The sequence below is a fragment of the Bacillus sp. FDAARGOS_235 genome (assembly GCF_002073415.2).
Lineage (GTDB): Bacteria > Bacillota > Bacilli > Bacillales > Bacillaceae_G > Bacillus_A > Bacillus_A toyonensis.
Genome location: NZ_CP020437.2, coordinates 1,977,971 through 1,997,602 on the forward strand (window position 1 = coordinate 1,977,971; position 19,632 = coordinate 1,997,602).

The 19,632-nt window shown below is 34.9% G+C and carries 17 protein-coding genes and 2 pseudogenes; 11 read left to right on the forward strand and 8 right to left on the reverse strand.

Features of this window, described 5'->3' with window-relative positions; translation table 11 throughout:
* Positions 1-135: 135 nt before the first annotated feature.
* The 6 genes and pseudogenes from A6J74_RS12020 (at position 136) to A6J74_RS12045 (ending at position 2,350) form a co-directional block, all read left to right on the forward strand.
* Positions 136-261 (forward strand): YjcZ family sporulation protein, encoded by a 126-nt coding sequence (locus A6J74_RS12020; RefSeq protein ID WP_000540377.1) that lies wholly within the window; start codon positions 136-138, stop codon positions 259-261.
* A 254-nt stretch (positions 262-515) separates the two neighbouring features.
* Entirely contained in the window at positions 516-857 is a 342-nt protein-coding gene (locus tag A6J74_RS12025) for a PadR family transcriptional regulator (protein ID WP_000683175.1), read from the forward strand.
* Positions 850-1,332, forward strand: a complete 483-nt coding sequence (locus A6J74_RS12030) for a hypothetical protein (RefSeq protein ID WP_000606975.1) — start codon at positions 850-852, stop codon at positions 1,330-1,332. The genes A6J74_RS12025 and A6J74_RS12030 overlap by 8 nt, the downstream gene beginning before the upstream one ends.
* Positions 1,329-1,856 (forward strand): permease, encoded by a 528-nt coding sequence (locus A6J74_RS12035; protein WP_001004197.1) that lies wholly within the window; start codon positions 1,329-1,331, stop codon positions 1,854-1,856. The genes A6J74_RS12030 and A6J74_RS12035 overlap by 4 nt, the downstream gene beginning before the upstream one ends.
* Positions 1,855-1,995 (forward strand): annotated as a pseudogene (locus A6J74_RS30030) (sortase domain-containing protein); the annotation flags it as partial. The gene A6J74_RS12035 and the pseudogene A6J74_RS30030, both read left to right, overlap by 2 nt.
* Before the next feature lie 154 nt (positions 1,996-2,149).
* Positions 2,150-2,350, forward strand: a complete 201-nt coding sequence (locus tag A6J74_RS12045) for a hypothetical protein (RefSeq protein ID WP_000042281.1) — start codon at positions 2,150-2,152, stop codon at positions 2,348-2,350.
* Positions 2,351-2,470: 120 nt separating this feature from the next.
* Here the strand turns inward: A6J74_RS12045 and A6J74_RS12050 are convergent, their stop codons facing one another.
* Complete coding sequence (locus tag A6J74_RS12050) at positions 2,471-3,946, reverse strand: MDR family MFS transporter (RefSeq protein WP_001057510.1); 1,476 nt, start codon at positions 3,944-3,946, stop codon at positions 2,471-2,473.
* Between the two features lie 142 nt (positions 3,947-4,088).
* On the opposite strand from A6J74_RS12050, the gene A6J74_RS12055 reads away from it, so the two are divergent.
* The 3 genes from A6J74_RS12055 to A6J74_RS12070 all read left to right on the forward strand — a co-directional run bounded on the left by A6J74_RS12055 (position 4,089) and on the right by A6J74_RS12070 (position 7,716).
* A complete protein-coding gene (locus A6J74_RS12055; RefSeq protein ID WP_000999316.1) occupies positions 4,089-4,664 on the forward strand; it encodes a TetR/AcrR family transcriptional regulator in 576 nt (191 codons plus the stop codon).
* Positions 4,665-4,976: 312 nt separating this feature from the next.
* Positions 4,977-5,864, forward strand: coding sequence for a DMT family transporter (locus A6J74_RS12065; RefSeq protein WP_000776068.1), 888 nt, complete (start codon positions 4,977-4,979; stop codon positions 5,862-5,864).
* 472 nt (positions 5,865-6,336) lie between these two features.
* Positions 6,337-7,716 (forward strand): aldehyde dehydrogenase, encoded by a 1,380-nt coding sequence (locus A6J74_RS12070; protein ID WP_000227308.1) that lies wholly within the window; start codon positions 6,337-6,339, stop codon positions 7,714-7,716.
* 355 nt (positions 7,717-8,071) lie between these two features.
* Here the strand turns inward: A6J74_RS12070 and dnaB are convergent, their stop codons facing one another.
* From dnaB to A6J74_RS12085, 3 genes and pseudogenes are all read right to left on the reverse strand, one after another.
* Complete coding sequence (dnaB, locus tag A6J74_RS12075; RefSeq protein ID WP_000027316.1) at positions 8,072-9,361, reverse strand: replicative DNA helicase; 1,290 nt, start codon at positions 9,359-9,361, stop codon at positions 8,072-8,074.
* Positions 9,358-10,218, reverse strand: coding sequence for a DnaD domain-containing protein (locus tag A6J74_RS12080; protein WP_000312038.1), 861 nt, complete (start codon positions 10,216-10,218; stop codon positions 9,358-9,360). Before A6J74_RS12080 ends, dnaB begins: the two co-directional genes overlap by 4 nt.
* Before the next feature lie 198 nt (positions 10,219-10,416).
* Positions 10,417-10,643, reverse strand: a pseudogene (locus A6J74_RS12085) (nucleoside triphosphate pyrophosphohydrolase); the annotation flags it as partial.
* A 104-nt stretch (positions 10,644-10,747) separates the two neighbouring features.
* Between A6J74_RS12085 and A6J74_RS12090 the strand changes: the two are divergent.
* On the forward strand, positions 10,748-10,963 hold the full coding sequence (locus A6J74_RS12090) for a helix-turn-helix domain-containing protein (RefSeq protein WP_000398276.1): 216 nt from the start codon (positions 10,748-10,750) through the stop codon (positions 10,961-10,963).
* Between the two features lie 15 nt (positions 10,964-10,978).
* Positions 10,979-12,136, forward strand: coding sequence for a phospholipase D-like domain-containing protein (locus A6J74_RS12095; protein ID WP_000966049.1), 1,158 nt, complete (start codon positions 10,979-10,981; stop codon positions 12,134-12,136).
* 210 nt (positions 12,137-12,346) lie between these two features.
* On the opposite strand, the gene A6J74_RS12100 is transcribed toward A6J74_RS12095, so the two are convergent.
* From A6J74_RS12100 to A6J74_RS12115, 4 genes are read right to left on the reverse strand one after another with little or no spacing between them, the layout of a single operon-like run.
* On the reverse strand, positions 12,347-14,389 hold the full coding sequence (locus tag A6J74_RS12100) for an AIPR family protein (RefSeq protein ID WP_000212227.1): 2,043 nt from the start codon (positions 14,387-14,389) through the stop codon (positions 12,347-12,349).
* Between the two features lie 16 nt (positions 14,390-14,405).
* Positions 14,406-15,329 (reverse strand): PD-(D/E)XK motif protein, encoded by a 924-nt coding sequence (locus A6J74_RS12105; RefSeq protein WP_232300949.1) that lies wholly within the window; start codon positions 15,327-15,329, stop codon positions 14,406-14,408.
* Positions 15,322-18,045 carry a Z1 domain-containing protein gene (locus A6J74_RS12110; protein ID WP_002109576.1) on the reverse strand — a complete coding sequence of 908 codons (2,724 nt, stop codon included), beginning with the start codon at positions 18,043-18,045 and terminating at the stop codon, positions 15,322-15,324. Before A6J74_RS12110 ends, A6J74_RS12105 begins: the two co-directional genes overlap by 8 nt.
* The gene (locus A6J74_RS12115) at positions 18,023-19,459 is read right to left on the reverse strand and encodes an ATP-binding protein (RefSeq protein ID WP_000846367.1); all 1,437 of its coding nucleotides are present in this window, start codon (positions 19,457-19,459) and stop codon (positions 18,023-18,025) included. The genes A6J74_RS12110 and A6J74_RS12115 overlap by 23 nt, the downstream gene beginning before the upstream one ends.
* Positions 19,460-19,632 lie beyond the last annotated feature (173 nt).

Here is a 19,632-nt window from a genome sequence, read left to right on the forward strand (position 1 = left end):
CGAAATACCGGTGACAAAAATAAGTTCGTCAACTCTTATAAAATCCCAAGTACTTTTATTTTTCAAAAGGACCTGCTCAAGTTTATCCGTAAAAACATAAAGTGAATTAAATCCATTACGGAAGGAGGAGTTAATATGGGTTATGGCGGTAGTTGTGGTGGAGGCTGTGGTTTCGGTGGCGGATTCGCCCTACTTGTTGTACTCTTTATTTTATTAATCATCGTTGGAGCTAGCTGTTGGGGCGGCGGATTCGGCTGCTAAGGAGAGGCACTCTTGAGAGTGTCTTTTTTTTTATGTTCTACATACATATTACTTCATATAGTAATTTCCCAGCACTAAAGGCTACTTTCACAATGAAGTGCACCCCCATTGTATTGTTTGTTTCATATTTATTGTTATTTTCCCTCTCAAAAATTGCACATTTTAAAATTGACATAGCATTTCATTCACCATATACTGTTAACAACAGTATACTGTCATTAACAGTAAAATAATCTATTTTAGGAGGTCTATTTATGAAACATACAGGAAGACATACAGGGGCATTCCTTTTATTATTTCTAGCCGAGGGGGATCACTATGGCGGGCAATTATTGCAAAAGTGTGAAGAAGAACTTCCGGTCAATCCAATCGATAGCGCCATCCTATACCGCACACTAAAGAAATTAGAAAACGAAGGTGCGATTGCATCTTATGTAAGTACAGCTCATCAAGATAAACCGAGAAAGATGTACAAAATTACCCCTGCTGGAAAGGAACAATTAGCAGATTTTCAAATAGATATTGAAGAAAAAATGAAGAACTTATCCTTTTTCCTAGACAAATATAAAGACTTAAAGGAATCCGATCATGATTAACGGTATGATCCTTTACACTTTAGCCATTGTCCTTACGGGAATTTCTTTTATGAAAGATCGTAATAAAACGAAAGATGCTCTATTTAAGTCATGGAAAATGTTTCGAAATCTTCTACCTGCCATGCTTTCCATCATGCTTTTCGTTGGCTTATCATTTTCCGTATTAACGCCGTCCTTCATCTCTTCCATCATTGGAGAGCAGTCTGGATTGTTAGGTATTATTTATTCTGCAATCCTCGGTTCTGTGGCACTCATCCCAAGCTTTGTCGTATTCCCTCTTGGAAATACATTAGTTCAACATGGTGCAGGTCTTCCTCAAGTTGCGGCACTTATGTCTACACTCATGTCAGTAGGGCTTACAACTATGCCGATGGAACAAAAGATATTTGGGCGAAGCTTCGCTTACGCACGTAATGCATCTGCTCTGCTCATGTCTCTCCTATTCTCCTATATTATTTGGGTGGTGATGGTATGAACGAACTAAAAAGATATCGCTTCTTTTTCGTTTTACTACTGGGGCTCTTTATATTAACTTTTATAAATCAATCTTTAGGCAAGGCGGCATTACAACTAACAGGGAATAGCATTTTAGATATGCTGTTTCTCCTTCCTCCTGTCCTACTATTTGTAGGATTACTTGATCAATGGGTGAAGAAAGAAACGTTAATGAAATATATGGGCGAAAAATCGGGCATATATGGTATCTTATTCTCTCTATTATTAGGCGGAATTGCAGCTGGCCCCCTCTACGTCGCCTTTCCAATCGCCGCATTACTTTTGAAAAAAGGGGCGAGCATTAAATACATCGTATTTTTCTTAGGCGTTTGGACAACTGCAAAATTACCAATTATCGTATATGAATTTTCTTCATTTGGAGCTACTTTCACACTTATTCACATTTGCTTCGGTTTAGTATTCTTCTATGTAATGGGCCTTATTTTTGAGAAGTTTTATGATCAGGGGCAATTGTTGCGGTATGATGTTACGGAGGAAATGTAAGGTTAACACCCATTGGATAACAGATGCAGAAGATCGAACTGTCATTGTAAAAAAAGAGAAACTAACATTAACAACTTGTTACCCCTTTAACTACATCGGTGATGCCCCAGATCGCTATATTATTGAAGCATCTTTAATTTATACTAGCTACAAAGAGGTGTCACCTTATAACTATGTGACACCTCTTTTTTACTTTAGAAACATTACCATAATCTTAATTCGACACAGTATAATAAATATATGATACAGAAAATTCAATATTTTATTTTATAATATTTTTAGAGGTGATTATCTTGAGTAAAAACGTGAATTTACTTCTTCAAATAGTAATTGGCATTACCATTATGATCGCACCTATTCTCATTACAGGGACTATGTATGATGTCACTAAAACGATGGGTGACTTATTAGTTGCAGAGCTTATTATAAGAACACTTTCCCTCATTATTGGACTTTTAGTTATTAGTAAAGCTTTACATCGTTATTCTCAATAGTTCTTCTTACTAAAAAACAGACAATACATACACCACATTTCCCTCGGCTGTTTGAACTATTATTACGAAAGAAATAAAAAAAGACATCTTTAATCGTAAAGATGTCTTTTTTTATAAACCTTAATTTTCGTTCTGTAAAACCCCCTTTACTTCTACTCCCTTTTTCTCTTCTTTTAAGAATAGCGATACGATAAAAGCAACAACAATAAAGATTAATCCAAGTGCAAATGCACCTTGGAACCCTGACGTTAAACCGTTTAACTTCTCCACTGGGTCCATTGGATTTGCTACGCTTTCCATATACTTAGTTGTTCCTGAAGACATTTTCGATATAAATATAGCTGTACCAATTGCGCCAGCTACTTGCTGTAACGTATTAAACAACGCTGTTCCGTGCGGATATAGATCTGGTGTTAATTGATTTAAGCCGTATGTTTGTGCTGTCATGACAAACATGAGTCCAACCATTAATACGCTATGCATGACAATAATTTGTAACATTGATGTGTCAGGCGTAATGTCTTTAAATAAGAACATTGCAATCCCTACTAACACAATGCCAGGAACGATAATAACTTTCGGACTAAATTTATCAAATAGTTTACCCGCGATTGGTCCCATTATGGCGCTAATAATACTTCCCGGAAGCATGATAATTCCTGATTTAAAAGCTGTAACGAGTAAAACTGTTTGCAAGAACATCGGTAATAAAGTCATCGTTGAAAATAACGACATCATCACAATGACAATTAATCCAACCGATAATGTAAACATCGGAACTTTAAATGCACGTAGTTCTAAAATTGGATTCTCGATTTTTAATTGTCGAACGACAAAAATGAATAATGAGATAAGCCCAACAAGTAAAGTGCCATACACTTTCGCATCAGACCATCCTAAATCACCCGATGCACTAAAGCTATACACAAGCCCACCAAATCCTAATGTCGATAAAAGGATAGATGGATAATCTACTTTTGGCCTTGTTAACTCTGAAACATTTTGAATGTACTTCATCCCAATCATAATTGAAATGATCACGATAGGAATAACGATATAGAATAACCAGCGCCAGTTCAGTGAATCAACGATTACTCCAGATAATGTAGGACCAATTGCCGGAGCAGACATCATCACAAGTGCGATTAATCCCATTGTGGCACCACGTTTTTCAGGCGGACAAATGATTAAAATCGTATTCATTAATAACGGTGAAATTAACCCGGTCGCTACAGCTTGGACGATACGGCCTACTAATAAAACAGAAAATGTCGGTGCGAATCCCGCAATTAATGTACCGACTAAAAATGTTACCATAGCGATCAAAAACATCTGTCTCGTTGTGAGCCATTGCTGAAGTAACGCTGTAATTGGGACTAAAACCCCAACCACCAACATGTAAGCTGTAGAAAGCCATTGAATCGTTGAAGCTGTTACGTCAAATTCTTTCATTAATACCGTTAATGCATTACCAAGTAACGTTTCATTTAATAATGCAACCATTGCCCCTAGAAGTAATGCAATTAAAATGGGGGTATGTTTTATATTAGAAGTATCAACTTTGCCACATGCAGGGCTCTTAGTTGTCATATTCATTTACAAATTCTCCTCCTGTTTCTTACTTAAAAAGCTTTATATAAACATGAACACATGTAATATAATATACATATGTAGATTAAAAAGGGAGAATCAATTTTCAGCCATTGTATACTTAATCTACAAAAAAGGAGAATTGTAGATGAATGATAATGAAAAACAACTTGATTTACGTATTAGACGTACACATAAATTACTATGGGATTCCTTATTCGAATTAATGACGCAATCAAAGCAAAAATATAGTACCATCACGATTAACCAAATTTGTGATCGTGCGATGGTACACCGAACAACCTTTTATAAACACTTTGAAGATAAAGATGCTTTATTAACATTTGGATTTAAACGATACGGCAAGATGATTGCTGAAATACCGGTTTCAGATCGATTAAGTAAACCATTTCAAGTAATGGAACAATTCCTACATCATGAAGAAATCGGTAAAATATTAGAAACGCAAATGTCTGATGAACAATTTATTAGCCGTGCACAATATTTAAGTCACGAAACGAGAAAACAAGAAATAGAAGCTTTAAATCAACTTTGTAAAAATTATACGATGCCAAATGATTTAATCATTGAATTTTATTCAGGGGCGATCACCTCATTAAGCGCATGGTGGTTTAAAAATGAAAGAAGCGTTTCTGCTGCTGAAATGGACCAATATCTCCATCAACTTATTAATCGGGATATTTTTCAGTTTGAAGAGGAATAACTTCCCCATCAAAAAACGCCTATATGAAATAGGCGTTTTTTATATACATACTATCATTTACCGATCCGCTTCACATCCGAACTTTCAATAATCGAATGAGAATATCTCTCTTTCCCAACTCGCACCATCGCTCTTCCTAATTGTTCCGAAGTTATCACGCTACTAAATCTCTTCAAGATAGGATAAAAAGGCTTCACCAATGGAATAAAACGTCGATAAATTTAAGTTACAAATATTCAGAATTAATATTAAAATAAATAATGGGGATAGGGGTATGGGATTATAAATTTTATACATAACGAGGGAATAGAAATGAAACTACAATTAAAAGCGGATTTAATGCTACTACTAGTTACATTCTTTTGGGGTGCATCCATCTTACTTACAAAGGTTGGACTTGAAGGCATAGAAGAATACAATTTAATCGCATTACGATTTATTATTGCCTTTCTTTTATCAGGTTTAATATTTTACAAACATTTATTCAAAGTCGATTTTAAAACGGTAAAATATGCATTTATACTCGCTTCTGTTTTATTTATCGTTTACATTTTCGCGACTTTCGGCACAAAGTATACGAGTGTTTCTAATGCTGGTTTCTTACTATGTCTCACAGTCATTTTCATTCCGATATTATCAGCTATATTTTTAAAACACATTCCGGAAAAGAAAGTTATAGTAGGAATCATTTTAACGATAATAGGAATCGGCTTATTAACATTAACGAGCGAATTCAAAATCGGTAACGGCGATATATTTTGCATACTGTCAGCCTTATTTTATGCCATTCACGTCATCATTACCGGAAGCGTAACGAAACATGTGAACTCCATTGCACTTGGAGTCATACAACTCGGTTTCGTCGGTCTATTTAGTCTTATATTTTCATTCATTATAGAAACGCCAAAACTTCCTAGCACAACCAACTCATGGTTAATTATCTTAGCCTTAAGCATATTTTGTACCGCAGTCGCATTCATCGTGCAAGTGATCGCCCAGCAATACACGACGCCTACACATACAGGCCTTATCTTTTCATTAGAACCTGTTTTTTCAGCAGGCTTTGCTTTCGTTTTCACAGGTGAAACACTTACCGGAAAAGGATACTTAGGAGCAACACTTATATTGTTGAGTGTGTTGATTGCTGAGTTGGATTTTAAAGGTTTGCTAAAGGTAAATTACAAGAAAAATATGGAATAGATATTTTACCAAAATAAATAACTACACATCCACATTAAGAGGATTCGTTTGTACTATTCTCTTAATCTAAGTGTACTTCTAAGTGAATATCTGTCCCTCAGAAGAATATTCAGGTGACTGAAGCATACTGTGCTATGCCTTTTATTCAGCGACAGGAATTTTATTTCCTGTTGCTGATATTAGTTTAGAATAAAGTCTGATTAATAATAATGCCCCCCTATTTTTTAGAAAACAATTCTAATTCATCAAAAGCTAATAATTAATAATAATTTATAGTCCAATAAATCCCACTTACGTAAACAAAAAAACGTCAGATCTACAGGAGAAATTTTCAAAGATTATCACCCTTAGTTTAACAGTAACTTTTATCAACAAACCGATGCATTAATAAATAGGATATGTGGATGAAATGCTTTATACAATTGATGGACATGGTATGTGAATATTTTCTTACTATTGGAGGGATTTCCTAATGGTTGATGATATACAACAACTTATTCAAGAACATAGACAATTTTTCCATCATGATCATACAAGAAGTCTTCAATTTCGGCTTAAACAGTTAGAAAAGCTAAAAAATTCTATTCAAAAATATGAAAGTCAAGTGCTAAGCGCATTATATCAAGATTTACACAAAAGCGAGTTTGAAGCATACGCTGCAGAAGTTGGTTTCGCATTTAACAGTATCAATTTTATAATGAAATATCTAAAACAGTGGATGAAACCTCAAAAAGTAAAAACCCCTATTCATTTTGCACCATCCAAAAGCTACATAATAAAAGAGCCATATGGTACCGTGCTAATTATTGGTCCTTTTAATTATCCATTTCAATCATTAATTGAACCTCTCATTGGGGCAATTGCAGCAGGAAATTGTGTAGTTCTCAAGCCTTCAGAAAATGCACCAAATGTTTCAGCTGTAATGAACAAAATAATAAGTGAAACGTTTGATAAGCAATATATTCGTGTAATTGAAGGAGGCAGGGAAATAACTTCTTTATTGATTCATGCACCTTTTGACCACATCTTTTTTACTGGTAGCGTTCAAGTTGGAAAAATTGTCATGGAGGCTGCGGCGAAAAATCTTGTACCAGTAACATTAGAACTTGGTGGAAAAGGCCCCGCTATTGTCGATGAAACCGCTAACCTCGATATAGCAGCCAAGCGCATTATCTGGGGAAAATTCATAAATGCTGGCCAATCCTGTATTGCACCTGATTATGTTATTGCACACAAATCTATCAAAGTAAAACTGATTTCGAAAATGAAAGAAATCATTACAAACTTTTATGGATCAGATGTATTAAAAAGCAATGATTATGGTCGAATTGTTAATGAGAGACAATTCGATAGACTTCTTTCTATATTAGAGCAAGACAAAAATTATATAGTATTTGGTGGAAATTCATCTAGAAGCCATTTATATATTGAACCAACACTTCTTGAAGTAAAATCATGGGATGATGCAGCTATGAAAGAAGAAATTTTCGGGCCAATTTTACCAATTATGGATTACAATGATTTAGATGAAGTCATTCATACGATTAACACCCATCCCAAACCGTTAGCTTTGTATGTGTTTACTGAAAACAAAAATGTTGAAAAGCAGGTATTAGGACGAATTTCTTTTGGAGGGGGATGCGTCAACGATACAATGTCACATATGGCTAATCTCCACTTACCTTTTGGCGGAGTAGGAACTGCAGGATTTGGCTCCTATCATGGGAAACATAGTTTTGATGCTTTTACACATCGTAAAAGCATTTTAAAGAAAAGCTCAAGGATAGATTTAGGGTTTTTATTTCCACCGTATAGGAACAAAATTAATATTTTGCGAAAGATTTTTAAGTAATACGATTTGTTAAACATTCATGTTGATATTAAAGAAGAAATAATAAAGGGAATCCAGTAGAATGGACTCCCTTTACCTTGTAATAACCTAATCTATTTTTAGCGATGGTTCTCCCTGCTTTAAACAGGATAGGGATACGCGTTAACAATGTTCTAGCTTATACAAATATGCATGAAGTGCTTTATTTTATCTTTGCACCAGAACCGCTAAAGAAAATGAAAATAATCTACACATTTCCCGTCTTAAGATCTGTATTTCCTCCAATTATTAAACGAACAATCTTCCCTTTCTCTTTTCCTTTCATAATTGAAGCCGCTTCTACTCCGTTCTTCAAAACACAAGCTTCTCCCTCCCACTAATTCACCCTCTCCACAAACCGCCCAAACTCCTTCAAAAATCTCAGCTTAAAACTCCCCACAGGTCCATTCCGATGCTTCGCCACATGAATTTCCGTCATCTCTTTCTGCATCGTTTCCTTATCGTAATAATCCTCTCGATACATAAGCATAATGACATCCGCATCTTGCTCAATTTGTCCCGTCTCTCTTAAATCGGATAAAAGGGGACGCTTATCTTGACGCGACTCTACAGAACGAGATAATTGCGACAACGCCACTACACAAACATTTAAATCACGCGCTAACAACTTGAGCTTACGTGAAATTTCACTGATCTCCTGAAATCGATTGCCCTTATGCTTTGGATCTCCCGTAATAAGCTGCAAATAATCTACAATGACTAAAAGCTTCTTATCACCATGCTTCCGCTTTAACTTACGAGTTTGCATCCAAATATCTTGCACCGTAACACCTGCATGATCATAAATCTCAAGTGGTAACTCACCAATCTCCGCAAACGCCTTACTCACCTTTTCCCAGTCTTCCATCGCAAAACGGTGCTTCGGATTTTTCAGCCTACCACCTGACACTTCACCTACGCAAGAAGCCATTCTTTTTAACAATTGCTTACTACTCATCTCTAACGAAAACAATCCAACCGCCGCTCCAGACTTCGCCGCATGCAGTCCAACATTTAACGCAAACGCAGTCTTTCCCATAGAAGGGCGCGCACCAAGGACAATGAAATCACCTTCCTGCAATCCGCACGTCATTTTATTTAGCGATATATAACCAGTCTCAATACCAGTATTCTCTTTCGTATCTTGATGAAGCTCTTCATACAAACCAACTAACGCATCCTTCAAATCAAACTCACATACGCAGTCCTTTTCCTCTAACTCACAAAGTGCCGTAATCGTCTCACCAATAACTTTCTCATTCTTCTCCGCAATAAGACGCTCTCCCATCTTGTGCCCGAGAACACCTGCCTGATACATTTTCCAGGCACCTCGAACAAGCCCCTCATAATAAGAGAAGTTACTAGTCGCAGGCACACCATCCATTAATCCTATAAAATACTCCATTCCCCCGATCCCCTTCAAAAAATTCGGATCTACTCTAGAAATGAACGTCACAAGATCAATCGGTTGCCCCTCCTCTTCCATTTTTCGCATTAACTGAAATATAGACTTGTGCACGGGCATAGAAAAATAGTGCTCCGTCAAACGGCACTCCTTAATAAGCTCTCCATCAAGTAATAGAGAACCTAGCACCGTCTTTTCCGCCTCTACATTTTGAATACTCATGGCCGCCACCCGCGTTCCGCTAAAAAGCGCTGCAACTCTTCCTCTGACGGCTTATTCTTCTCCCACTCCTCACACTTCGCCAAAAAATTCTCCGTCTCTCCGCTACTAACAGACGACTCCTTCTTTCGAAACCTTTCCGTATCCGCCTCAACCTCAGACACTTTCGTAAATCCTTTCCCGTGCCATCCCCTCAAAATCCCCTTCACATAAGCCATCTTCCGATTTTTATTCTCATACGAAATTTGAAGGGCCTTCAGCACAAGCTCCTCTGACAAATCATTCATCCACGCATTCAATTCCTCTACCGTATACGGAGACAAACTACCAAAATGTTGCTCATAAAACGTGAACACCTTACTTCCCGTTTCCTTCTCTATCCCCTCTTCTTCCACTGTTTCCTCGCAAACTGGATTAACATCATCCATATCCATATCACTAGGCATACCGAAATGTGCTAAAAGCATCGGAACATTCAGCTCCTCCTCCGCACACTTCTGAAGAAACATATGTACAAACTCCTTATTCTTCACACCCTTCAGCTCACGGAGCACACACTTCTCCACATTCGTATTCGTCACAGGATTATAACGAAGCCAATTTAAAATGAATAACTCCCGCGTCTCCGCATCATAAAGGATCTTTCCATAATCAATGCAGCGCTGCAAGAGCTTATCAACAGTCTCCCGGTTATAACCCGTCTCCATCTCAGCTAACCGCTTCGGAAAAGGAAAAATCCCACACTGCGTCGTCTTCGAACAAGTTAACAAATAAATATAAAAATACCGCTCCTCCGGCGTCAAATCCAAAACAAAATCATCCTGCCAAAAATTCACCTGCACATTACGATACACCGCCATCCTAATTCCTCCTGTCTCCATTCAAAAATGAAAAATCCCTCTTTGTACTATATATAGGAAGGAGGTCTGGTTTTTTGGCGTGTTATTTCAAAAATTTTTTTCGACTCCTACTACGGTGTTTGTTGGTGTTTTTGTTTTGTTGTGTTTTTTCTTAGTGATTTATTACTTGGTAGGGGCTTGGAAGGGGCTTATGAGGGGTTAGTTATCGGTTACTTCGATTAGGAAGACCCGATTTGAAAAGTCGCCTCGTTCTTTTGCTTTCTTTTTGCGGATGTTGTTGATTTCTTCTAGTGTTGTGCCTTCGTGTTCGGCTAGGGCGTTTATTAGTTCTAGTAGGTCGGATAGTTCTTCGAGTTTGTTTTTTTGCAGAGTTCTTTTATGTATTCGTCTTCGGGTAGGATTCTTGTTGTGGGTGTTTTTCCGTTATTTTAATTCTCCGTAGTTTTAGTCACTAATTTACTAATCGTAAATTAGTGACTATTTTCCATTTTTTAATGATACTATATCTATATTAATAGGAGGTGTTGAAATGGAGGGGTTTTTAGGAACCCGTATACAAGATGCCCGTGAAAAGAAAAACTTAAAATCAAAAGATACTGCAAAATTAATAGGCGTATCTCCTAGCACTTGGTCTTTGTATGAAAACAATAAAAGAATTCCACCTGTAGAAACCCTAAAAATACTTGCACAAAAATTAGAAGTCTCAATGGATCATTTAGCTGGTTTAAAAAGTAAACTGAAGTAAGAAAGGACAGATCATATGCTGTATAAAAGACAACCACAATCAAACCAAACAACTTATATTCAAATGCTTCAATCAACAGGGGCACTATCTAATTTATTCTCGGAAAGTACTGCTCCCTATTTAGTCTCTAGAAATGTAGAAAATACTTATTGTGAAGCTTTTCAAGCTGATAATTTAGGTCGTTCAGATTGTTCGGCTGACGCTGCATTAGATGGTGTAGGTATCGGACTAAAAACCTTTTTACATGGAAACGGCCGTACCTTACAAAAAATAGCGGAATTCAATAAAGACTCCGAATTATACAGAGGGAAGTCCCCTAGAGAAATGGTTGAAATTGTTGCTCAGCTTCGAAATAACCGTATTGAATTTACTAAACGTACTTATGGACTCCATGATATGATTTATCATTGCGTTACTAGGAAGCCCCAAAACATTTCTTTATTCGAAGTGCCTATGGACTTAATAGATATTAAAAAAATTAAAAATATAAATGTTAACAACAAAAACATTATTACATTCGAAGACGGATTAAACGAATATAGTTTTAATATTACTAAGAGTACACTTTATAAGCGATTCTATATGGACAATCCATTAGATGAAATTGATGTTCAAATTATTGAACACCCTTATAATGTATTGGCACAATTGTTTAATCCTAACGCTGAAAACGTGACAAAACGCATTTTAGCTTCACCAATTAATACTAGAAAAGATCGAGATCATATTATCTTACCCTTATTTTCGGATCGTGGCACAAAAAGACACGTACCGGAAAAAAGCGGTTTAAACCAATGGAATGCTGCGGGCAGATTACGTAATCCAAATGAAGTATATATTCCAATTCCTAGTTGGATCCATAAAGTTTTCCCAAATTTTTTCCCTTTACGTGATGAAAGTTTTGATTTATACCTTCCTGACAAAAAAAATCTATCAGCCAAGGTTTGTCAAGAAAATAGCAAGGCCCTTATGTCTAACCCTAATAGCGCATTAGGTGAGTGGTTATTAAGGCAAGTTATGGATCTAAAAGAAAGAGAATTGCTTACATACGAAAAGTTAGAAATATTAGGTATTGATTCAGTAATAGTATATAAGAATAGTGAAACAGATTATTCCATAGATTTTTGTGAAATTGGAACGTATGATGAATTCGTAGGAGAACACAATAATTAACGTTCTAATAAATAAAGCCGGTATAAACCGGCTTTATTTATTAGAACAAAGTCCACTAGTAAGCACTTTTCTATTAAATCCTTAAATATATTTTATAGAAGCTGCATGAATTTCACATTATACCAAAATTTCTTTCGAAAAATATAAGTTAACATGAATACTTCAAATCTACTTTCCATAAAAAACAGAAACAGTATTCGCAAAAGACTATCAACTACTTAACGCTTCCCATCCCTCTTGAATTGCTTTCTGGTACAGCGAATATAGCACTCTTGCCTGTTTTTCAGATGGTAAAGATAGTTTTCCTTCAGCATACTTCCTTAAGATATCCCTTTGAGTAATAGTCAATGATCTGAGATTATCACTACTCATATAGTAACCAAATAGTTGATTCCAATATTCAAAATTGGTTTGAATAACGAAAGCTTGAATTTCGATACCATTATCTAAATTCTTTTGTTTCCTTTCTAACTTTTGTTCATATTTAGTTTCTTCAGTAGTTAAAACCATATTCTTAATTGGTAATAACTCAATTTCGATACTACGCACGTCATTCCAACATTGCTCTTTTTTACACCACTGGGCAATATTAGCAGATCCTGGTGGCGGATCTGTAATTCTATCATAGACTTTCTTTGTGATAACTTTCATTAATTCCACTAACTCAACAGGTAAACGTTGCTCATCCCATATTTTACTAAAATCAAAAAATAGTTTTCTTTTATGAATAGCATGCGAAAGCCACGCTATTGAATAAGTAACGGTTTGTGCTCTGAAGGCATTTTCATACCAAGAAGCTTTAGAAACAATTTTTTCTGTTGCACGAAATAGAATAATCCTTGAAACAGCATCTCTAAAGTAATTCTCTGTAATCGACAACTGATTTTTCTCTAGCGTATCGGTTACTGAATGAGCAAATTCTTCGAAGCTATATTGTGCCCCTTTAGAAACAATATACGGTTTTCTTCCCCAAGAATTTTCACTTTTCGCTAGGAGTGTCTTATCTACTAGCTGATTTTTGGGATTTTCTATTTGAAATTGTCTTTTCTTAGCCACTGTTAAATAAGCCTGCTCATTTAAATATTCTCCACGTACCCTTTCATAGAACCAATGGGTGCGTTTCTGAGAACCTCCATGGGTAGCCACCCAAATACGCTTAGAATAATCTTTCATTTCTTTATGAAACGGACTGTTAGAAAAGAAGTCCGATTTATTCACTTTGTTTTGAGTATTGGCGTACTGCGACACACTCGATACAAACTGACCTTTTTTCTCAATGTTCTTCACAACAGATAATTTCATTTGTACAGATATTTTTGAAATATCTAGTTTCGAATTCTTTTTAGCAGCATAAATAGCCGAAGTGGTTTGACCACCATTCACAATTTGAAAATCTACTATTTTAGTAATATATCCATTTTCTGTTTCTACGTGTGTTGCAGTTGCAGTAATACCATTATTATAAGCAAAAAACATATCTGGTTTATACTGAATAGTATTTTTTATTCCTTTATTGACACCACCCCTAAACTGCAAAAAGGTTCGAACATTTTGTTCAAGAAGTTTTTGTCCATATTCATCGTATATTTTAAATAATTGTATCCCATCCATAATTCCTAAATAGGACTGATATTCGCTAGAAGTGCTATGCACTTCTAAATATGGAATTTTCAGATCAATATTGTATGAACCTGAACTGTTTTCAGACATAAAAATACTGTACAAATAATTGATATCAATAATTTGATGTTCACATTCAATACCTTTAATCAAATCATTTGGTATACGTGATATAGTTTTTGTCAGTCTACCATCAGTTAATACAATTAACCGAAATTTATCTATTAAATTATTTTGTACGTGCCGATGCACATTAAATGCAAGTGAATATGCATCAGAAGTCTCCTCTAAATCATAATGTAGTCCTTCTATACATAACTCTGCAAATTTTTTTAAACGCTTAAATTTTATATTTACATGTTGTTTTGCTAATGTTTCAATTTCATCATCCTGAAAAAACTGAAAATTAATCAATGTAAATACTTTCCGACTTTCGTCATAATCGTATCCATAGACTTCGCAACCCGTTTTGATAAATTCTGCCATTGTGTAATTATTTGTTAAGTCACCCACTTGCATAAGATCTTCACATACTAATTCGAAAAAAGATTGGGCTTTTAATAATCCACGGCTTTCGGAATCAGAAAGTATCGATTGTAAAAAGTCTTGATGGAACTCTTCTAAAGTTGCCATGACTACCATCTCCGTTTTATTTCAAAATATTAGGTACGTCCACTTCAAACTGTGAACACCCGGACAAATCAATACTATATTTCATATTTTTAATTAATGGTGAAACATGATTTAAAGATATTTTAGGAAATCCTTCTCCAACTTCATAACAGCTAATTTTCTCTAAACGTAATTTTGATAAAGATTCTTGTTGCATTTCTGAAATATAACCATACTGCTCAACTTTATCAATAAATTCATTTAAAAGACCTTCCGTTTCAACTTGTTCCGAAATAGATTGCACTAAATCGGCAATAGTCTCACCACTAGTCACTTCGTTCAAAGCACATCCAAACAAATATAGGGGTTGTTTTTCTGAATTCAATTGTTCTTTTGAAGAAATCCAAACTGAATGACCCGCCGTCATTCGGTAAGATTTCACTTCAATCGCTAAGTTCTCTAAAAGAAAATCTTGTTTATCTCCAAGCGCTCCAACCCAGCTATGGATACCACTACTACATCCACATTTAGGGATAAGGTAATCTTGCAATATTTTCAATTCACTAAATAGCCCCATCTGTTCTTCCTTGGACATTACCCTTAGCGCCTCTCTTTGTAATAGCTTCTGCCATCGTTCAAGTCTCTTTACAATATTTTGAATAATATTTTCACCATGTTCCTTCAAAGCATGCACTAAGTCGTTACATAATACTAAAAAGATCTCCCAATCTTTTAGATCTTTTAATAGTAAAATTAAATGGTTCGGTGTTGAAGTGTTATCAATCTTTATCTGAATCCCCTTCAACTTAATTTCTCTTTTGGGTTGAATAAAATCTTCATTGCATTGAATCATTAACCCATATTGCCCTAAAGCATCCATAATCCAAAAAGCATTATATTTGATAGATTCTTTGACTCTAATTTTACTTAGCTGATCTAATCCTAACCAAGGATTATTCATAATACTCAATGTCCTCACCAACTTCATCCTTATATGCCTCTTCTAATTGTCTTCTATATACATTATTGATCTTAACTTTTACACTACTATCAAACTTCGTTATTTCTAAAATCGGAAAACTAATTCCAAAACCAACAGCGCTATAAACTTTATCACTCTTATCTTTTAGTTCTAAAGCATGCAACATAAGTAACGGCTTGACTAATTTTTGACGCATCTCATAAGAATTTAAACCTTTAAAATTAGTAGGCATAATAATTTTTTCTGGATTTGCACGAGAAAGTTGCCTATTTGCCACTTCAAAATAACTCTGCTTTTTTGTTACAGAACGAAATTGTCGCTGTATTTCTATGGAACCATCTTTAAATTTAGTGCTCCCGTTACCATTGAATAAAACCACATCCCAATCAAGTTTACTATCTTGAATATATTTTTTAATAAAATCAATTGGCATTCTTGATTTGATTCCCAAAGGATCATTTTTATATAAATGATAATTGTTCACAAAACTTTGGATAAGAGTTTTATCTACATTTTTCCACACTAAACTTTTATTGTTTTCTAAGTGTTCAAAACCACCCTTTTGTAAGGCTTGCACGGTTTCATGTAGAAGAATTTCATTAGCGTCCAAATCCTCTTTTAAATTACTAATCCATCTAGTCTCCTTAATTTGACCATCCAAATTCATCTTCAAATACATGTCTTCCGTATTTTTTGATTTATTCCGGGCTGTAACCTGTAATAAACTGTCTGGATGCAATTGCACAGCTAAACCAAAATCTTCAGGTGTTAAGTTTTCCTGACGCATAATTTTTAAACGATTAATTAAATCATTTGTGGCATCAATAATAAAACCAAATTTATTACACAAATCATTTGTTAGATATATTCTGCAAATATCTTCATATCCAATACGATATCCAAACCAACGTCCCATTTGCATTAATGTATCGTAATAAATGGTTGTCCTTAAGAAATAACTAACACTTAACCCTTCTAATGTAAACCCCCGCGATAAACTCAAACCTCCGATGACAATAACATTTGACTGAATATCATTTCTATACGCTAAAGGTGTTTTTGCTCTTTGGTGGACATCGACAATAAGCACAGAATCTATAATTTTACAAATTTCAGTTAAAACCGTTTCAAACTCAAATTCAATGTTTTGTAGCCTTTCTCGGAAAGTTTCCTTTATCGCTTGTAAATGTATAGATTGACGATAAGGATTAACTAAAGCTCCGTATGCCTTAACATCTTCGGCAAGCAAACTAAAATATATCTCAACCAGTTGTTTCACTTTAATATGCACATCAGTGAGTCTAGAGATATGAATAAGCATACTATTATGTTTTTTTTGATTGCGCAGATTGCGAATAGCAATATTTATTAAAAATAGACGAATAGCATCCTTCAAGGTTTCTGGTAACCTTTTTAATTCTTCAGCATACTCTTTTTTATGCTTGATCACAAATGGCATTTTATTCGAGTCATAATGAACATTCTTGTCAAGCTCGTAAACAGCTTCATGATCAGGAATCTCTACTACATATTTTTTATCTTCTTGACCAAAAATCTTTTCTGCACCAAAATAATTTGTGGGTGCATCTAGAGCATAAATAAAGTCACGTGGAAATAGATCCTTGCCGATTTCATCATTTTTAGCTTCATGATCGATAAAAATATTCGCATATGGTGTTGCTGTGTAGGCAACATAAGCTCTTTTTTTGAATTTTTGTAAAAGGAGGCGGATTTTCTCATTAATAACAGTTGGATCTTCTTCACCTTTAGTATTAATAGAAGCATAATCCGATTCATCATCAATAACCAACATCGCTTTATCAACTTGGTTCTTATAATGCTTATCCAACCATTCTAAAAGGTTTGATAGTGGCTTTGTATGTTTTTTTATTACGACCAAGATTGGCAGTTGCATATTCTCAAAGTTTGTAGTACTTCGCGCTTTTGCCGTTTCAATTTTGAAATCATTATCAGCATTTGTTAAACTATCAGGCATTTTTTCTCTTTTAAATTCTGGTAACTGCCCAACACCTTGAAAGTTTGACCCGATAAAGACTTCATCTAATCGCTTTTGCGTCTGATCCCGCAGATTATTTTGTGCACCTGCAATAACAACAATAAAACGATAACCTGCATCCGCAGCTTTACAAATTAACGAAGCATAATTAGAAGTTTTCCCTGATTGAACATGTCCGACAACCATTCCATAGATTGCAAACTCATCTAAATCAGGATCTGCTAAATTATTCATCACCGCATTTGTATCTTCATCAATTGTATTCAAAACCTCTGGCGGTAAACTTTTTTTTACATAACTCATATAGTTATTGGAATAGTACTTATCTGATTCCAACTTTTTCTTGCTCGTCCACCAAGATAAATCCCTTCTTGTTCGTTGTTTTTCACCCGTAACAAGTATCCCTGTAGAAATACGAACAATAAAAGACATCTCTAATTCCTTTTGAAGATACTTCCATTCCCTATCTGTTAATGAACAAATTTGATTTTCATCCTCAATTCCTAAGATAGTTTTCAATATACCTGGTGGAGTTAATTCAATTACTTTTTTCCACTCTTCAATCTTCTTCACAATTGTTTCTTCCTGCAAAACATTTTCCTTTATAAGGTTTTCTACAATTTTTTCCTTTACCTGATCAAACATGACATTACGATTAATCTCTCCCGTGATTGGCATATTCAAAATACTCCCCCTTATTTTTATACATTTCTGTCTTTAATAATTCTTTAATAAACACTTCACTTATTCCATTTAAACGCCAATTTTCCACAAGCAACTTAATTTCATTTTCATTAAGTAAATTTTCTTGTTTCACTTTCAATGGATTCATATTCAACTGGGCTACAATAGCATCTAATGGCAAGTAACTTTCTAATCCCATTAAAATAATATTTAACAACTCCCGTTGCTCTTCTGCCAAATTAAATTCGAGCTTTCTTAAGATCGGATGTTCACGATTAATAGCAAAGTAAATTTCATTATTTTCCGCAATGAGTTCCCAGAATCGAGTGGTAGTCTTATCTTCTATTTTCTTTCCTCTTCCTGTAAATGGCCTTGATCCCTTCACAGTTACCTGTTGAATTATACGTTTCAACTCTTTCTTTATTTCGCTTACCGGATTCGCGGAGGACTTCTTAATATCAATACCCCATGCAAAATCTTGATTATTCGGAATATCTATTTTAATCCGTACAAGCTTATGAGCATCATTTGTTCTATGCATTCCCCACCATGTTCCATGAATCAATAAACGGTGAGCACGGTATAAATAAAAGCCCTGAGATTTAGTGTAACCATCTCTGGTAGCATATTTGTCAAATTCTTGTGGAGATAATTTTGAATGATGAGGTAATATATACGGTTGTACTATAATTTCCGAATTTAGATATTTTATTTTTTCAGGTAGCAATTGCTGTGTTGCCATATGCTTAGGATTAAAAGGATTAAATGCTTCTAGTTCTTGACCATTAACATACATTTTCATTGTTTTTTTGCCAGGGATGATCCCTTCCAAAAAACAATGGAAGACTAAAGATAAATGGCTTCTTAAGACATTTATCTTACTAGGTATTTCAGATTTCGAAAAATTATCTATCCCTTGCCAAACAACTAAAGTTCCACTTTCTTGTTTCATAAACTCTTCAAATAAAGGTACATGTTCATATTCATGTATATCTGGTGTTATTAATAGCCACTCATCCTCTTTTGAAATATATTCCAAATCCCATTGTTTAAGCGAAACCACTCCATTTTCCTTGGATAAAACTGTTAATTTTGTACATTGAGAAAAAGATGCTGTTTTTAACCCCAATCCAAACTTCCCCAGATCACTTCCTGTACGTGGGGAATCAGGATCATTTGTTGCTAAACGCATGGCATTAATAAGATCATTATTAGACATACCGATACCATCGTCTAGCAATGTAAAAACTGGATCGGGATTTGGGATACATGAAATTTTTATATTTTGAGCCTTAGCTGTAATACTATTATCTAGCACATCTGCAACAGCTACTTCAAATGTATACCCTATATCCCTTAGTGACTTAATAAAATTTGATACAATCGGTTGTACTACTTCCGTCTTCAACTTACCACCAACTCTTCCATATTTAAACTATACCCTATCTTATATATTAATCACTCCCATTAACTCTTTCAATCTCATTTTCTAATCTATGTGATATTCCTTTTGCCATCAATAAATAATGAAAAAACTCTCCCCCATTTGTAAATGAGGGAGAGTTTTTTCATTATAATCAA

What these genes read in the sequence shown, in the direction of transcription:
- A6J74_RS12020 (WP_000540377.1), top strand. Translation starts at nt 136, where the DNA reads ATGGGTTATGGCGGTAGTTGTGGTGGAGGCTGTGGTTTCGGTGGCGGA.
- A6J74_RS12025 (WP_000683175.1), top strand. Translation starts at nt 516, where the DNA reads ATGAAACATACAGGAAGACATACAGGGGCATTCCTTTTATTATTTCTA.
- A6J74_RS12030 (WP_000606975.1), top strand. Translation starts at nt 850, where the DNA reads ATGATTAACGGTATGATCCTTTACACTTTAGCCATTGTCCTTACGGGA.
- A6J74_RS12035 (WP_001004197.1), top strand. Translation starts at nt 1,329, where the DNA reads ATGAACGAACTAAAAAGATATCGCTTCTTTTTCGTTTTACTACTGGGG.
- A6J74_RS12050 (WP_001057510.1), bottom strand. Translation starts at nt 3,946, where the DNA reads ATGAATATGACAACTAAGAGCCCTGCATGTGGCAAAGTTGATACTTCT.
- A6J74_RS12055 (WP_000999316.1), top strand. Translation starts at nt 4,089, where the DNA reads ATGAATGATAATGAAAAACAACTTGATTTACGTATTAGACGTACACAT.
- A6J74_RS12065 (WP_000776068.1), top strand. Translation starts at nt 4,977, where the DNA reads ATGAAACTACAATTAAAAGCGGATTTAATGCTACTACTAGTTACATTC.
- A6J74_RS12070 (WP_000227308.1), top strand. Translation starts at nt 6,337, where the DNA reads ATGGTTGATGATATACAACAACTTATTCAAGAACATAGACAATTTTTC.
- dnaB (WP_000027316.1), bottom strand. Translation starts at nt 9,361, where the DNA reads ATGAGTATTCAAAATGTAGAGGCGGAAAAGACGGTGCTAGGTTCTCTA.
- A6J74_RS12080 (WP_000312038.1), bottom strand. Translation starts at nt 10,218, where the DNA reads ATGGCGGTGTATCGTAATGTGCAGGTGAATTTTTGGCAGGATGATTTT.
- A6J74_RS12090 (WP_000398276.1), top strand. Translation starts at nt 10,748, where the DNA reads ATGGAGGGGTTTTTAGGAACCCGTATACAAGATGCCCGTGAAAAGAAA.
- A6J74_RS12095 (WP_000966049.1), top strand. Translation starts at nt 10,979, where the DNA reads ATGCTGTATAAAAGACAACCACAATCAAACCAAACAACTTATATTCAA.
- A6J74_RS12100 (WP_000212227.1), bottom strand. Translation starts at nt 14,389, where the DNA reads ATGGCAACTTTAGAAGAGTTCCATCAAGACTTTTTACAATCGATACTT.
- A6J74_RS12105 (WP_232300949.1), bottom strand. Translation starts at nt 15,329, where the DNA reads ATGAATAATCCTTGGTTAGGATTAGATCAGCTAAGTAAAATTAGAGTC.
- A6J74_RS12110 (WP_002109576.1), bottom strand. Translation starts at nt 18,045, where the DNA reads ATGCCAATCACGGGAGAGATTAATCGTAATGTCATGTTTGATCAGGTA.